This window comes from Mesorhizobium sp. WSM4808 (assembly GCF_055811675.1).
Window position 1 is genome coordinate 509,063 of the sequence record NZ_JBVVQX010000002.1, and the last position, 14,823, is coordinate 523,885.

Genomic DNA, 14,823 nt, shown 5'->3' on the forward strand with positions numbered 1-14,823 from the left:
CCAGGCAAAACAGCACCGGCGCCTTTGAAACCCCATTCCAAACCGGACCTCGGAAAAGTACCTTGTCTGAAGGCGATCATCGCCGTTCACGACAAGGCAGCTACGATGACCGTGCACACCGGTGGATGCCATTGCGGCAATATACGCCTTGAATTTTCAACCGAGCTCGAGCCACCGCAAACCGAAGTTCGCGCTTGCCAATGCTCGTTCTGTGTCAGACATGGTTCGCGCGCCGTTGCCGATCCGAATGGCAGACTGGTCATCTCGGTCAAGGACGAGACGCAATTGCGGAGATATCAGTTCGGGCTGAGGACGGCCGACTATCTGATCTGCCGGCGGTGCGGTGTCTACGTCGCCGCAATCGCCAGAGATGACGATGCAATCGCCAGAGATGACGATGCAAGGGCGATCGTCATCATCAACGCCCTGGACGACCGCGAACGGTTCAACCAGGAGCCGGTCCGCGTTGACTTCGATACGGAAAACAGGGCGCAGCGCCAAGCCAGACGCCGCACACACTGGACACCTGTCGAGATGAGCTTCGGATAGGCAGCTCTCAGCGGATAACCGGCTCGCCATGAAACCGTCGGCGCGACGGCGGCGATACGCCGAAGCCGACTTCCATCATCAGTCGCGGCGTGCGTGCCGGCACGGTGCCCATATGAAAGCCAAAGGGGTCCTCGACGAAGCCGAGACCGGCCTCGCCGGTCAGCGTCACCGGGCTCTGCTCGCCATAGACATCCAGAACCTGTTGCGCGGGATGACCGACCAGAAGGGTAAGCTGGTGCTTGAGGCTGCGGCGCTTGTGGCTGCCCCTGACATAGACATGCGGACCGGTGTCGGCGTCGACCGGCTTGAGGTAGAAGAAGAATTTCAGCATGCGCCAATCATCGAGGTCGAAATGATACTTGCCGAGCGAGGCGAGGTTCTTGTCGGCGTCCGAAGCCGCACCGGTTGGAAAACTCCACCAGACGCGCGTCGTGATCAGTTTTGCCTGGCCGCCGAGATAGTGCGCGGCAATATCCAGAAGCAGCGGATCGCGCTGGATGGCAAGCGCCGCCGGGCAGTCGAGGATGCGCTCGAAAAAATGCCCGCTGAGCAGCGAGCGGCCAAGGCGTTTCTCGGCCTCGGCATGTTCCCCCGGCATGAATTCGAGACGGCGGTCGAAATTGCCGAAGCAAGGCGTGCGCCCGGCGAAGTCGGCGACCTCTTCATGGATATCAGGCGGCAGGACCAGGCCTGAGAACAGCCCGTCGGAGCGCAGCGCATCGACGACCGCTCCCCGTTCGACACCGGCAAACATCGTATCCCCGGCATTGGCGACCGGTCGGGCGCGCTTTGCGCCGAGCCAATGCATGCGGCGTCCGGGCATGGTGCGCGCCAGCACGAACATCGGCAGCCAGGCAGGGTTCTCACGCAGGTCCGTCAGATAGGTTGGAATACGCACGGCGATGCGCCGCAGCAGGCTGCCGTTGCGCGCAATGGCCTCGAGACTGGGCGCGCCGGATGTGTCGGGGGTTGAAAGCTTCATTGAGTCCTCGGCTATGAGAGCACCACCGATGCCGCATCGGTGCTCGCCACTCGGCATGTCCCAAACCCAATTCCCGCTTGAACGGAAGCTAACCCCGCGTCAGATTTTGTGCAATGCACAATGACCTGAGCAGCTGCAAAAAATCATGTCGAGGAGCGGCGTTCCTGCTTGGCCGGCGCCATCCAAATCTCGGCGTCGAGCCGCTTCGTCGCGAGGCCACGGGCGATGGCCTCGGCGCTGCCGGCACTCTTGGCCGCAGCCGCCGCCTGAAGCTTGCTGATCAGCAAGCCGTCGGCCAAGGCGCGGTTTCCCGAAAAGACCCGGGCCAGGAACGGCGTGCGGCTGGCTCGCGTGCGCGAAAACCGTGCCGCCATGGTCTGCCTTGCCGTATGGGCGACAACCTCATCGATCCAGCCCTCCACCAGCCGCGCGCCCGGTTCCAGGAGCAGCAGCCAATCCCCCTTGGCCTGGCGGATGCCGGCAGCGACACCGCCCGTCACGTACTGACAGCCGGCATGCTCGGCCACACGATGCGTCTGGTCGGTGGAGCCTATGTCGCAGACGATGACTTCACGCACCACGCCCTCGACCGCTCCGCCAATCAGCGAGGCGAGCGTGCGGGCGAGGCCCTCCTCGTCATTGCGGGTTTCGATGAGAACACTGAGCATCCTCAGCCGAATAGCGGAAAGCGCCGGACAGCGCCAGTTTTTGCATCGCACCATAGAAAGTTCTTGCTTTGTTCTCATCAACCAAATAGGAATAATTTCATGAACAGAGCGATTCGACACAACACGGACAGTCCTTGGGAGCGGGCGAAGATGGAACAGATCGTGCGCGCCGACATTGCAGCTTTCGGAGCAGGAAGAGCCGAGATGGCCAATGCGATGGTCGAGCAGAGTGGCATGCGTGTCCGCCCGGACCGCAACCGCGGCAGGTCAGCGGGCATCAATCCGTCCGGCCGGTTCGAGCCGGTCAGCCGGCACGTGTTCGACGATGGCTGGAATTCGCTGGAGGAACTGCCGCCCTTCAAAACCGAAGTGCAGGTCGAGAAGCCGCGCACAATCATCACCCGCAACGAATCGCCCGACATTTCCTTCGATCGTTCGATCAATCCCTATCGCGGCTGCGAGCACGGCTGCGTCTATTGCTTTGCCCGCCCGACGCACGCGTTCATGGGCCTGTCGCCGGGTCTGGATTTCGAATCGAAGTTGTTCGCCAAGCCTGATGCGGCGCGCTTGCTTGACAAGGAGCTTTCGAAAGACAGCTATCAGCCGCGCACCATCGCCATCGGCACCAACACCGACCCCTACCAGCCGATCGAGAAGCAATACCGGATCATGCGCGAAATCCTCGAAGTGCTGGAAGCGCGCGGCCATCCAGTCGGCATCGTGACAAAGTCCGCTCTGGTGACGCGCGATATCGATATCCTGTCGCGAATGGCCGAACGCGGGCTGGCCAAGGTGGCGCTGTCGGTGACGACGCTCGACCGTATGCTGGCGCGCACCATGGAGCCGCGCGCGTCGACACCGACCAAGCGGCTGGAAGCGATCCGGCAGCTTTCGGATGCCGGCATTCCGGCCTCGGTCATGGTGGCGCCGATCATTCCGGGCCTGACCGACCAGGAGATGGAACGCATCCTCGATTCGGCACGTGCTGCCGGCGCGCGCGAAGCCGGCTACGTGATCCTGCGCCTGCCGTTGGAGGTCAGCCCGATCTTCAAGGATTGGCTGCTGCGTCATTATCCCGACCGCTACCGCCATGTGATGTCGCTGGTCCGGTCGATGCGTGACGGCAAGGACTACGATTCGGAATGGGGCAAACGCATGAAGGGCGCCGGTCCCTATGCCTGGCAGATCGGCCGGCGCTTCGAGATCACAGCCAAGCGGCTCGGCCTCAATGCCGAACGGCGCACGCTGCGGACCGACCAGTTCGTTGCCGCCGGGAGAGACCAGGTGCAGCTGACGCTGCTTTGAGAGACAATTCGTCGCGGTGGTTTGATCCGTCGCGGCACCAGAATCCCGTCCGGCCTGCCCCGGCCTGCAGACGGTGCCCTCCCGGTCCGGCGCCCCACCCGACCCGGAGGGACTTGCGGAGAATCAGAGCCGATGCGAACCTCGCCGCAACATGGCTCGCGCGCGTTCTGATTCTCCGCCTCTCTTTGAGATCATCGAGAAGCCCGACTTCTCCTTCGAGACGAAGGCGATGGCGGAGGGCCTGTGGCCGGTTGCCGGGATGGACGAGGCCGGCCGTGGCCCCCTGGCCGGGCCGGTGGTCGCCGCGGCCGTGGTGCTCGATCCCGCCAACATTCCCGACGGCCTCGACGATTCCAAGCGCCTCAGCCATCTGCAGCGTGAAGCCTTGTTCCTGCGAATTCTCGGCTCTGCGCAGGCGATCTCAATGGCCTCCATCAGTGCCGAGGGTATCGACGGCAGCAACATCCTCAAGGCAAGCCTGGAAGCCATGCGCCGCGCCCTGGTAGGGCTGTCGGTCAGACCGAAGCTCGCCCTTGCCGATGGACGCGACGTGCCGCCTGGCCTTCCTTGTGAAGGGCGCGCGCTGATCAAGGGCGACCAGCGTTCGCAGTCCATCGCCGCCGCCTCGATCGTCGCCAAGGTGATGCGCGATCGCATGATGTGCGGCTGCGGCAACCATCACGATCGCTACGGCTTCGAAGTCCATATGGGCTACGCCACGCTTCGCCATCGCACGGCAATCGAGGCGCATGGCCCGGTGGCGCGGCTGCATCGCGTATCGTTTTCGCCGTTCAGGCTGGGTGGCGCTGAAGTGGTTGAGGAAGAGAGCTTCGTCGGAATGGACAGCTGATCTCCCCCCTCGAGGGGAGATGGCCGGCAGGCCAGAGGGGGTCGCCGCGCGTGAAACGCCGACCTTATCTGCGCTGCAAAATGACGTCGCGCCCGGTCGAGCCGCCCCCCTCTGTCGCCTTTGGCGACATCTCCCCCTCGAGGGGGGAGATTATCCCCGCCCACAACAAAAAAGCCGCCAGGTTGCCCGGGCGGCTTTCGATGATTGGCTAGAGGGACCCTCTAATTCAGCTTCGACTTCACGTCCGCAAGCGATGCCTTGAACAGATCGGCACCGGCCTTGGCGTCGATCTTGCCGGCAAGCAGCGCGCGCGCTGCCTCTACGGCGATGTCGACGGCGCTGGCGCGGACTTCGCTGATGGCGTCACGCTCGGCCTGGCCGATCTTCTGCTCGGCAAGCGCGGTGCGCCTGACAACATAGTCCTCGGTCTTCTTGTGCGCTTCGGCGGCAAGCAAGTCGGCTTCGCGCTTGGCGGCGGCGACGATGTCGGCGGCCTCCTGCTCGGCTTCCTTGCGCTTGCGCTGATACTGGCCAAGCAGTTGCTGGGCTTCCTCGCGCAGCCGGCGCGCTTCGTCGAGCTCGTTGCTGATCCTTTCGGCGCGGGCGTCGAGCGCCTTGGCGATCAGGCGAGGCACCTTGATGTAGACGGCAATGCCCAGGAAGATGACCAGGGCAACCGTGGCCCAGAGCGTCGCGAGAGATGTGGCGTCCATGATGCGCTCCTCACCGGGCCACGGATTTGACCGCGGCCGCGATCTCTGCCTTGCTGGCCTTGCCGCCAACCAGGGCTTCGACAATCGCCGAAGCGGTGTCCTCGGCGATGCTGCCGACTTCCTTCATGGCATTGGCCTTGATGGAAGAAATGCGGGCCTCGGCTTCGCCAAGCTTGGCGTCGAGCGCGGCCTCGACCTTCTTGCGAGCGGTGTCGGCCTCGGCCTTAGCCGCGTCGTTGGCCTGCTGGCCGATCGCGTTGGCCTTGGTCTTGGCTTCCGCCAGTTCCTGCTCGTAGGCAGCAACGGCAGCGTCGGCCTCGCCCTTCAACTTGGCCGCCTGATCGAGATCCTGCGTGATGCGATCGTTGCGGACATCGATGATGCCGCCGACGCGCGGCATCACAACCCGCTTCAGGAAGAGATAGAACAGCCCGAAGGTGATCGCCAGCCACAGAAGCTGCGACGGGAACGTCGCCGGATCGAATGGCGGAAACGTGCCATGCGCTTCAGCAGGCACACCGGTGCTGGAATGCGTGTCGCCTTCCGTAGCAGCGTGGCTGGTATCGGCTGATGGCGCGGACTCTTGCGCAAAGGCAGATGTCACGAACATGGACTATCCCCGAAATTCAGGCCCGCCGCTCGCGCGGCCGGCCTGTCCAATCTTCCCGAGTGCTCAGCCGAACAGGGCCAGAAGCGCGATGAGAAGCGAGAAGATGCCCAGAGCTTCGGTCACGGCGAAACCGAAGATCAGGCGGCCGAACTGGCCATCGGCAGCCGACGGGTTGCGCAGTGCGCCCGCGAGGTAGCTGCCGAAGATGTTGCCGAGGCCAATGCCCGCACCACCCATGCCCAGGCAAGCGATGCCGGCGCCGATGTACTTTGCTGCTTCTGCGTCCATTTGTTCAACTCCTTTGGATCTAAAATTCCGTTGCGATTCCATCCGGCGCCAATGTTGGAAATTCTTGGGCCGGAAACTTTTGGACCTAGTGCCCGGGGTGCAGGGCGTCGTTGAGATACATGCAGGTCAACACGGCAAAGACGTAGGCCTGCAGGAAGGCGACCAGCAGTTCCAGTGCCGTCAGCGCCACCGCCATCGCCAGAGGCAGGATCGAGCCGGCGACGCCGACCGCGCCGAGCGCGCTCAGGCTGACCACGAAGCCGGAAAACACTTTCAGCGTGATGTGGCCGGCGAGCATGTTGGCGAACAGACGAACCGAGAGGCTGACCGGGCGCGACACGAAGGAGATCACTTCGATCAGCACCACCAGTGGCAGCAGGAAGACCGGCACGCCATGCGGCACGAACAGTTTCAGGAAGCCAAAACCATGCTTCATGAAGCCGTAGACGACCACGGTTGCGATCACCAGCACGGCAAGGCCGAAGGTGACGATGATGTGGCTGGTGACGGTGAAGAAATACGGGAACAGGCCAAGCAGATTGGCGACGAGCACGAACATGAACAGCGAGAACACGAGAGGGAAGAACTTCATGCCTTGCGTGCCGGCGGCATCGCGCAACATGTTGCCGACGAACTCGTAGGCCATCTCGGAGACCGACTGAAGCCGCCCGGGAACCAGGCTGCGGCTTGACGTCGTGAGAAACAGGAATCCAGCCGCGACGATAACGGTTGCGACCATGAACAGTGCCGAATTGGTGAAAGACAGGTCATAGCCGCCGATGTCGATCGGAATCAGCTTGTTGATATGGAACTGGTGGATCGGATCGACCTTGTCAGCTGCCACGTTCAAACCCCGTCAATGCCGCGTACGGCCTCGTTACCATTACCGCACATGGTGCGCGGTCATTTCTTGTCGTCTTGGCCACGGCGCGATTTATCGCCCTGTCCAAATTCTGCCACAACGCCGGCGGAACGCATCACATTGAGCACTCCGGCGCCAAAACCAAGCAGCAGAAACACGATCAGACCCCATGGCGATGTCCCCGCCAGACGGTCGATGATCCAGCCGATGCCGGCACCCACCACCACCCCGGCGATAAACTCGCTGGAGAGTTTGAGCGCCTGACCGTAACCGGCCACACTGCCCGCTTTCGCGTCGTCTTTCCCCTCGAGCCGGCCCGGCCGCCTTGTCGCAAGCGAAGCTTCCAGGTCACGGCGGCGCCGCTCAAGATCGTCGTCGCGGATATCGGGTTCATGCTGATTGCCGCGGCCGGTTTCTCCGGTTCCGTCTGGCCCATTCTTGTCGGCCATCGCAACCCCCCTGCCCGGTCAGACCATCACCGTCCGTCCGCTTCTAAAGTCGCCGGCAACATAGTTAGAGGGTTTGCGCCCGTCAAGCCACGGGCGGAAGTTCATTGCCATGTATTTTAGGCAATAAAATCAATGGATTACAAAGGTGCGACATCGTGCCCGCCATGATGATAAGGATGCATGGCGCGAATCCCCCGCGCAATGGCCCTTTGATCGGCTGCGCGCCACATCAAAGATCAGCGGCTGCTCCGCACTCAGCTCCAGCCGCCGCCATAGGTCCGATAGAAGATATGCAGGCCGATCTTGGTCATCTTCTGCATCGTGCGCGCCCAGCCGGGATGGACATATTGGGCATAGTAGTGGGTCGACGATCCGACCTCCGGGATAAAGATCTTGCCGGCAGTGACGGCCATGGCGATCTCCTGGGCGGTCTTGTAGGCGGCTGGGCTATCGATGCGCTTCTTCCTGCCGTCGCAGGCGAAGGAGAACTGGCAACGGTTGAACCAGCTGTCGTTCTGGTAGACGACGCCGCAGATCGAATTCGGATAGGTCGGATTGCGGACGCGGTTGAGGATGACCTGGGCGACGGCGGCCTGGCCGCGCACGGATTCGCTCCTCGCCTCGAAATAGATGCCGTTGGCAAGGCATGCCTGCTCCTTCTGGGAGAAGACACTGGCGGGCAGCGGGTTCTGGATCCACGAATGATCGCCCTTGGCCATCGGCGGAATGAAGCGGCCCTCATTGGGCTGCTCGTCCTGAAGCAGGGCTTCGAAGGGCGATGCCTTGGCATAGTCAGGCTCGGACTGCGCGTAGGCGGTGGCCAGCACGTCCGGATGGTCGTTGTTGACCAGCGCTGCCAGCATGGCCGGCACGCCGGGATCCGGCTTCTTGTCCTCGCGCGCATGGAATGCCGCGGCGATCTGGATTTCCTTGCCTTTGATCTGCGGCTTGGCGAAAGCCATTTTCAGGCCGCTGTCCATGCTGGGCCGCAGCAAGGAGGAGGTGCGCTCGAAGATCGAGCCGGCGTTGAAGTTCTTCGGCGGTGCGACGGGAGACATCTGGACGATGCGCCCTTTCTTCTCGGCGCGCACGACGCGGTCCTCATCGGGCGTGCCGCTGACCTTGCCGCCCTTTCCGCGAAACGACACGTTGCCGACACCGGCCAGGTGGACACCCGATCCGGAGATGGAGCCGGTGACATCAGAATCGACAAAGGGCATCTCGGCAGCATGGGTCGAGCCGGCGACGGATTTCTCGACATAGGAATTCCAGCGGGTGTTCGCTTCGAGGCCGGAGACAAGGCTCGTCATGTCCTGATAGGCGACGATGGTCGGAAAGCCGATCCAGATGCCGAGACCGATGACGAACGGGGGCAGAAAGCCACGTCTTCTCTCACCGGCGGCGGCAACCAGCCGCTTCAACACACGTCGATGCACGGAACACTCTCCAGGAACGCGACAGACCCCACTGGAGAGCAAAATGATGCATTAACCTTGATGGGACGTTAACGGCTTCGATCGGACTGTTCTCAGCCGGCTTCAGGTCGTGGTTCCGAAGTCGGGCGGTTTTGCGGCCGAACTCAGGCCGGACGCAGGAAGATCGGCCGGGCGATCAGCGCGCAGATGGCGGCCGCCAGCCAGACGCCGGACCAAGACCAAAGGTGCAAGAGCCCCGGAATGGCCACCGGCACCAGGAAGAAGCCTACGAAAACAAAGGTGTTGGCAAGGCTGAGCGCGGTCCCGACATGGCTGGCCCCGGCAAGGGTGGCAAGCTCGGTGTAGGCGACACCGTGCCAGGCGGAGACCGAGATGCCTGCGACAATAAGCACGACTGGAAGGACAGCCAACCAGATGAGCTGGCCGCCCGGAACGGTTGGGCCGAACAGGACCAGCAGCCAAAGCATGGCGAAGGCAAGGGCGCTGAACGCGCTGCACAAGCGAAGAAATTGGCGGCGGTTGCCGTGACGGTCGGTGAAGCGGCCGCTCCAGATGCGCATGACCATGGCGCCGATCTGAACGGCGGCGAGGCTCGCGCTGATTGCCGCCGTTCCCAACCCAACGAAATCGTGCAGGAATACGGAGGCGAAGGTGAGCACGGCCACCTGCGGAAAGCAGAGCAGGCCGATGGCGGTCGCGATACGCCAGACATCGCGATTGCGCAGCGGCGCCGGTCCGACCGCAGCCGAAGCGAGATGGCCCTCGCCCGCCGTCGGCGGCTCGTGCAGCCAGCGCCAGGCGAACAGGGCAGACAGAGCGGATGCGCCCGCCAGCACCCCGAACACCGCGCCAAAGCCGAAAGCCAGCGCAAGCGAGGGCAGCACGAGCGCGCCAAGGCCACCGCCAAGCGGCACCGCCGTCTGCCTGATGCTCATGGCAAAGCCGCGCTCGTTTTCCCGAAACCAGCCCATGATGGCGCGGCCGCTCGAACCGTTGACGCTGCCGCCGAGCAGTCCGGTGATGAGCAGGCTCGCGGAGAGCAGCGTGACGCCGGGAATACCGGCCTTTGTCGGCACAACCAGCATCGCCATGGCCAGGAGCCACACCGCCGTCGCGCCGAGCCCGATCAGGAGCACGCGGCGATCGCCCCAGCGATCGGTAAGCAGGCCCCAGGGCAGCTCGCTGAGCGCGACCCCCAGCCCGAGAAGGCCGAGCGCCAGGCCGAGCTCGGCATTGCCCAAATGATAGCCCTGGCGAAGAACGACCGCCGTCGCCGGGATGCCGGAGAACGTAGCCGAGAAGGCGGCATTGGCGGCAACGCCGATGCCCAGAACCTTCCAGCGATGGCCCGGCTTGAAAACCCTCCCGGCGGAACCGGTATCTTCCAGGAGCTTCGGCGACTGCCGATCGGTGCAATTGACGATGGCGGACATGATTTCATTTCCCGTGCTGGCCAGTGGTCCGGCCTTGACGATCTGTCCCTACCGCCATAATTTCATCCTGAAAATCAGGAAGTTTTGAACTTACAATCCTGAAAATCGGGACTTCAGACATGCGACGCGTAACTTTCGACCTCGACGTCCTGCGCAGTTTCGTCACCGGTATGGAGCTGGGCAGCTTTGCCAAGGCCGCTGACCGGCTTGGCCGGTCGACGTCGGCGGTCAGCGCGCAATTGAAGAAACTGGAAGAACAGGCGGCGACGCCGATCTTCCGCAAATCAGGACGCGGCCTCGCTTTGACCGAGGCCGGCGAGACCATGCTCGGCTATGCGCGCCGGCTGATCGAATTGAATGACGAGGCGGCATCCGCCATCCATGATGTCGAGCTGGAAGGCTGGGTACGGCTCGGCTTGCAGGAAGATTTCGGCGAGGCGGTGCTGCCGGACGTGCTCGGCCGATTTGCCCGGGCGCACCCCAAGGTGAAGATCGAAGCCAGGATCGCACGCAGCCACGACCTTGCTGAAAGGGTCATGTCAGGCAGCCTCGACATCGCGCTCGCCTGGCACTGCGGCGAAACGCTGCCCTACAGCCAGCATGTCGCCGATGTGCCGATGCGCTGGATCGGGCCGGCAAAGCGCATCGAGACCAGCCTGCGCGACGGTGAGCCGCTGCCGCTGGTGGCGCTCGAAGCGCCATGCCTTCTGCGCACGGTGGCAACCGAAACGCTCGACCGCGCCGGGCTGTCGTGGCGGATGGCCTTTTCCAGCCCGAGCCTTGGCGGCATCTGGGCAGCCGTGGCGGCGGGGCTGGGGCTGACGATCCGCACCGACATCGGCCTGCCGGCCAGCGTCAGCGCGATGACGCCGGAGATCGCCGGGCTGCCGGCATTGCCCAAAATGGCGTTGGTGCTGCACCAGAAGGATGCTGAACTGGATCCGGTGGCAGCGCGGCTGGCCGACATATTGTTGCAGGCGGCGTTGCAGGCGCTGCCACGGGACGAGCGGTTGAAGGAGGTCGCTTAGACAGCCGGAACAGGTATCCAGTGTCGCGTTCCGTCCCCTCTGTCCTGCGGACATCTCCCCCGCAAGGGGGGAGATTGGATGTCGCGAGTGCTCTCGCGAATCTTCAACGTTGCAAGAAAGGCGCCGTCAGAACGAACTGCTGATCTCCCTCCTTGCGGGGGAGATGGCCGGCAGGCCAGAGGGGGGTGCTGTCCCGCCAATTTTGCGGAGAATTCCCGCGAGCAAAGGGGCTCATTCGAGCCCGACCGCTTATTTGCGCTTGTTCGACCTACCGGCGAACGGATTGTCCGACGTGCGCAGCGCAATGCGGATCGGCACGCCGGGCATATCGAAGGCTTCGCGCAGGCTGTTGGAGAGATAGCGGACATAGGATTGCGGCATCGCATCGGGCCGCGAGCACTGGACAACGAAACCCGGCGGCCGGGTCTTGGCCTGGGTGACGTACTTGACCTTCAGCCGGCGTCCGGCCACGGCAGGCGGCGGGTGGTGCGCCAGGATGCCTTCCAACCAGCGGTTGAGCTTGCCGGTCGAGACGCGGCTGTTCCACACCTTGTGCGTCCTGATGACGGCATCCATCAGCTTGTCGAGGCCGCGCCCGGTCTCGCCGGAGACAGGTACGGCCTGGAGGCCGCGCGCCTGGGGAAGAAGCCGTTCCGTCTTCTCTCGCAGTTCGGCCAGAAGCTCCTGGGGATGGTCGATCAGATCCCATTTGTTGAAGGCGATCACCGGCGCCCGGCCTTCCCTGATGATCAGGTCGGCGATCTGCAGATCCTGCTTCTCGAAGGGGATGGTGGCGTCGAGCACGATGATGACGATCTCGGCAAACCGGATGGCGCGCAGGCCATCCTGCACCGACATCACTTCCAGCTTTTCATGAATCCTGGCCTTGCGGCGCATGCCGGCCGTGTCGAACAGTTTCAGCCGGCGGCCATGCCATTCCCAATCGACGGAGATGGAATCACGGGTAATGCCGGCTTCCGGTCCGGTGAGCAGCCGCTCTTCGCCGATCAGCGCGTTGATCAGCGTCGACTTGCCGGCATTGGGACGGCCGACGACAGCGATGCGCATTGGCTTGGTGTCGTCATAGGTGTGCTCGGCATCCGGATCGGCGATATCCTCGCCGATCAGCACCTCGCCGGCAGCGACGTCTTCGTCTTCGCCATCTTCTTCTTCGCCGAAGGCGCGCGCTTCGCCGAGCGCGCCGATCACGGCGTCGCGCAAATCGGGCATGCCCTGGCCATGCTCGGCCGAAACAGGGATCGGCTCGCCAAGGCCGAGTTCCCAGGCTTCCAGCATGCCGCCCTGGGCGCCCTTCGCCTCGGCCTTGTTGGCGACCAGCACGACCGGCTTGCCGGACTTGCGCACGATCTCGGCAAAGGTCCTGTCGTCAGGCAAAAGCCCAGACTTGGCGTCGATGGTGAAGAAGATCAGGTCGGCCTCGCGGATGGCGATCTCGGTCTGCGCACGCATGCGGCCGGGCAAGGTCGAGGCGCCCGCGTCCTCGAAGCCGGCGGTGTCGATGACGTCGAAATGCAGGTCGTAAAGCTTGGCGGCATGGACGCGACGGTCGCGGGTGACGCCTGGCGTGTCATCGACGAGCGCCAGCTTCCTTCCCACCAGCCGATTGAAAAGAGTCGATTTGCCGACGTTAGGCCTGCCGATGATGGCGACTTTGAAAGTCACGACGCACTGCCCGACCCGCGGATCAGCTCGGACATCAATGTTGCGCGCTCGCGGGTGTTGCGCGGCGCGCCGTCATCGGCGGCGATCTGGTCGAACAGTTTCAGCGCATCCTGCGTCTTGCCTTCCTTCCAGGCGGAAAGGCCGAGTGCCTCGCGCGCCGTGTGGCGTAGCGTGTTGGTGTCGGATGTCAGCGCCTCGACACGGCTGGAGACGTCGGCGAAGGAGCCATGGTCGACGAGCAGCAGCGCTGCCCGCAGGCGCGCCATGTCGCGAATTCCCTGGGGAATGGCTGTGTCGGCGGCGACTTCGTCGAAATCCTTGACGGCGGCGGGAACATCGCCCTTATTCGCCTTGACGGTTGCGCCGCGCATGCGGGCGAGCAGCGGATAGGCGCCGTAGCCATCCTTCTCCAACTGATCGAGCGCGGTCAGCGCCTCATCGTTCTTGCCGTCATTGGCAAGCTTCAGTGCCTGCGAGAACGCATCGCCCGAGCGGTTGGCGCGCGTCTCGTCCCAATAGCGATAGCCGACGAAGGCGGCGGTGCCGAGCACCACGAGGATCGCAACGACAATCAGGGCTGGGCCAAAACGGTCCCACAGCTTCTGCGCCTGTTCGCGACGGATCTCGTCATTGACTTCACGGATAAAACTGTCGTCGGACATCAAATCAAACCATTCCTGCCCCGTCGGGCCTTTGTCAGCCCGCGTTTTAGCGAAATTTTGCCGGCATGGAAGGGGTTCAACCGGAAAATCGCCTATTGTCCGGGGCAAACGGATGTTTGCCCCGGACAGGCAGCCGAAAAGGCCAATCGCACCCACGCCACATTTAGGCGATAGCCGGCTTGCAGACATTCCCCGAGTGAAGATCAGATTGCCTATGCTTCGTCCGTTCCGCGTTGTTGCGTTTTCGCTTGCGGCACTCGCCGCTGCCGGTGGGGCTTTGGCCGATCCACCGGCGCCGGCAAAGCCGAAACAGGTCGTCATCATCTCGTTCGACAGTGCCCGCGACATTTCGCAGTGGAAACGCAGCCGGGCACTGGCTGAGCGCACCGGCGCGCACTTCACCTATTTTCTCTCCTGCGTCTTCCTGCTGTCAACGGAGACACGCAAGGAATACACCGCACCGGGCAAAGGCGCCGGCAAATCCAACATCGGCTTTGCCGCCTCGAAGCAGGAAGTCACCGAGCGGCTCGAACAGATCGGCCTTGCCGCGCATGAAGGCCACGATATCGCCAGCCATGGCTGTGGCCATTTCGACGGCAAGGACTGGAGCAAGGCCGACTGGCTGAAAGAGTTCAGTTCGTTCGAGCACATTCTCGAGAACGCCTATGCGATCAACGGCATTGCACACGAACCACAGGGCTGGCGCGATTTCGCGCGGCATGCGGTGGTCGGCTTTCGCGCGCCGTATCTGTCGACCGGCAAGGCGCTTTACGAGGCGCTGCCGGCGGCCGGATATCAATTCGATGCCAGCGGCGTCTCGCAGGGCCCTGCCCGACCGACGGCCAGCAACGGCATCATGCACTTTTCCCTGCCGCAGATTCCGGAAGGACCGAAGTCGCGGCCGGTTATCGCCATGGACTACAATCTGTATGTCAGGCATTCCGGCGGCTTCGAGCGGCCAAGCCAAGCGGGCGAGTTCGCCAACCGGACCTATGCTGCCTTCCGCGCCGCCTTCGACAAGCAGTATGCGGGAAAACGCATTCCACTGGAACTCGGCTTCCACTTCGCGCTGATGAATGACGGCGCCTACTGGAACGCGCTGGAGCGCTTTGCCGGCGAGGTCTGCGTCAAGGCCGATGTCGAATGCATCAGTTTTCGCGATTATGTTTCGCGACAGGACGCTGGCCAAAGGCAGGTTTCGGTGGGCGGCGGGGCCCCCCCCCCCGGTGGATTTTCAAAAAAATATGGGGGGTGCAGGGGGCGGATTATTGGGAGAAAAGGCGGGGGGGTTTTATGGAAACGCGG

At 63.3% G+C, this 14,823-nt stretch carries 15 protein-coding genes and 1 pseudogene; 5 read left to right on the forward strand and 11 right to left on the reverse strand.

Annotation, left to right across the window (positions count from 1 at the left end; genetic code table 11):
• Positions 1 to 105: 105 nt before the first annotated feature.
• Positions 106 to 549, forward strand: coding sequence for a GFA family protein (locus tag AC0L2U_RS05180; RefSeq protein WP_127395892.1), 444 nt, complete (start codon positions 106 to 108; stop codon positions 547 to 549).
• 7 nt (positions 550 to 556) lie between these two features.
• Here the strand turns inward: AC0L2U_RS05180 and AC0L2U_RS05185 are convergent, their stop codons facing one another.
• Both AC0L2U_RS05185 and AC0L2U_RS05190 read right to left on the reverse strand, forming a co-directional pair.
• Positions 557 to 1,531: a hypothetical protein gene (locus AC0L2U_RS05185; protein WP_128309759.1), complete on the reverse strand. Its 975-nt coding sequence runs from the start codon at positions 1,529 to 1,531 to the stop codon at positions 557 to 559.
• Positions 1,532 to 1,674: 143 nt separating this feature from the next.
• A complete protein-coding gene (locus AC0L2U_RS05190; protein ID WP_473601520.1) occupies positions 1,675 to 2,199 on the reverse strand; it encodes a glycosyltransferase in 525 nt (174 codons plus the stop codon).
• A 150-nt stretch (positions 2,200 to 2,349) separates the two neighbouring features.
• Between AC0L2U_RS05190 and AC0L2U_RS05195 the strand changes: the two genes are divergently transcribed.
• Positions 2,350 to 3,504 carry a PA0069 family radical SAM protein gene (locus AC0L2U_RS05195; RefSeq protein ID WP_292136746.1) on the forward strand — a complete coding sequence of 385 codons (1,155 nt, stop codon included), beginning with the start codon at positions 2,350 to 2,352 and terminating at the stop codon, positions 3,502 to 3,504.
• Positions 3,505 to 3,655: 151 nt separating this feature from the next.
• A complete protein-coding gene (locus tag AC0L2U_RS05200; RefSeq protein ID WP_127811029.1) occupies positions 3,656 to 4,354 on the forward strand; it encodes a ribonuclease HII in 699 nt (232 codons plus the stop codon).
• Between the two features lie 221 nt (positions 4,355 to 4,575).
• Here the strand turns inward: AC0L2U_RS05200 and AC0L2U_RS05205 are convergent, their stop codons facing one another.
• The 7 genes from AC0L2U_RS05205 to AC0L2U_RS05235 form a co-directional block, all read right to left on the reverse strand.
• On the reverse strand, positions 4,576 to 5,067 hold the full coding sequence (locus AC0L2U_RS05205; protein WP_127270951.1) for a F0F1 ATP synthase subunit B: 492 nt from the start codon (positions 5,065 to 5,067) through the stop codon (positions 4,576 to 4,578).
• A gap of 10 nt (positions 5,068 to 5,077) precedes the next feature.
• Positions 5,078 to 5,677: a F0F1 ATP synthase subunit B gene (locus tag AC0L2U_RS05210; protein WP_127272329.1), complete on the reverse strand. Its 600-nt coding sequence runs from the start codon at positions 5,675 to 5,677 to the stop codon at positions 5,078 to 5,080.
• 63 nt (positions 5,678 to 5,740) lie between these two features.
• The gene (locus tag AC0L2U_RS05215) at positions 5,741 to 5,965 is read right to left on the reverse strand and encodes a F0F1 ATP synthase subunit C (RefSeq protein ID WP_006206606.1); all 225 of its coding nucleotides are present in this window, start codon (positions 5,963 to 5,965) and stop codon (positions 5,741 to 5,743) included.
• Positions 5,966 to 6,050: 85 nt separating this feature from the next.
• Positions 6,051 to 6,809, reverse strand: coding sequence for a F0F1 ATP synthase subunit A (locus tag AC0L2U_RS05220; RefSeq protein WP_023808677.1), 759 nt, complete (start codon positions 6,807 to 6,809; stop codon positions 6,051 to 6,053).
• A gap of 59 nt (positions 6,810 to 6,868) precedes the next feature.
• Positions 6,869 to 7,276, reverse strand: a complete 408-nt coding sequence (locus AC0L2U_RS05225; protein ID WP_127397544.1) for an AtpZ/AtpI family protein — start codon at positions 7,274 to 7,276, stop codon at positions 6,869 to 6,871.
• A 254-nt stretch (positions 7,277 to 7,530) separates the two neighbouring features.
• The gene (locus tag AC0L2U_RS05230; RefSeq protein ID WP_127328440.1) at positions 7,531 to 8,712 is read right to left on the reverse strand and encodes a cell wall hydrolase; all 1,182 of its coding nucleotides are present in this window, start codon (positions 8,710 to 8,712) and stop codon (positions 7,531 to 7,533) included.
• Positions 8,713 to 8,855: 143 nt separating this feature from the next.
• A complete protein-coding gene (locus AC0L2U_RS05235; protein ID WP_127811032.1) occupies positions 8,856 to 10,145 on the reverse strand; it encodes an MFS transporter in 1,290 nt (429 codons plus the stop codon).
• 119 nt (positions 10,146 to 10,264) lie between these two features.
• Here AC0L2U_RS05235 and AC0L2U_RS05240 point away from each other — a divergent pair, with 119 nt between their 5' ends.
• Complete coding sequence (locus AC0L2U_RS05240; protein WP_027036003.1) at positions 10,265 to 11,173, forward strand: LysR substrate-binding domain-containing protein; 909 nt, start codon at positions 10,265 to 10,267, stop codon at positions 11,171 to 11,173.
• Between the two features lie 249 nt (positions 11,174 to 11,422).
• On the opposite strand, the gene der is transcribed toward AC0L2U_RS05240, so the two are convergent.
• The gene (gene der, locus AC0L2U_RS05245; protein ID WP_473563367.1) at positions 11,423 to 12,856 is read right to left on the reverse strand and encodes a ribosome biogenesis GTPase Der; all 1,434 of its coding nucleotides are present in this window, start codon (positions 12,854 to 12,856) and stop codon (positions 11,423 to 11,425) included.
• Positions 12,853 to 13,518: a tetratricopeptide repeat protein gene (locus AC0L2U_RS05250; RefSeq protein ID WP_127383151.1), complete on the reverse strand. Its 666-nt coding sequence runs from the start codon at positions 13,516 to 13,518 to the stop codon at positions 12,853 to 12,855. Before AC0L2U_RS05250 ends, der begins: the two co-directional genes overlap by 4 nt.
• A gap of 214 nt (positions 13,519 to 13,732) precedes the next feature.
• On the opposite strand from AC0L2U_RS05250, the pseudogene AC0L2U_RS05255 reads away from it, so the two are divergent.
• Positions 13,733 to 14,728, forward strand: a pseudogene (locus AC0L2U_RS05255) (polysaccharide deacetylase family protein); the annotation flags it as partial.
• Between the last annotated feature and the right edge of the window lie 95 nt (positions 14,729 to 14,823).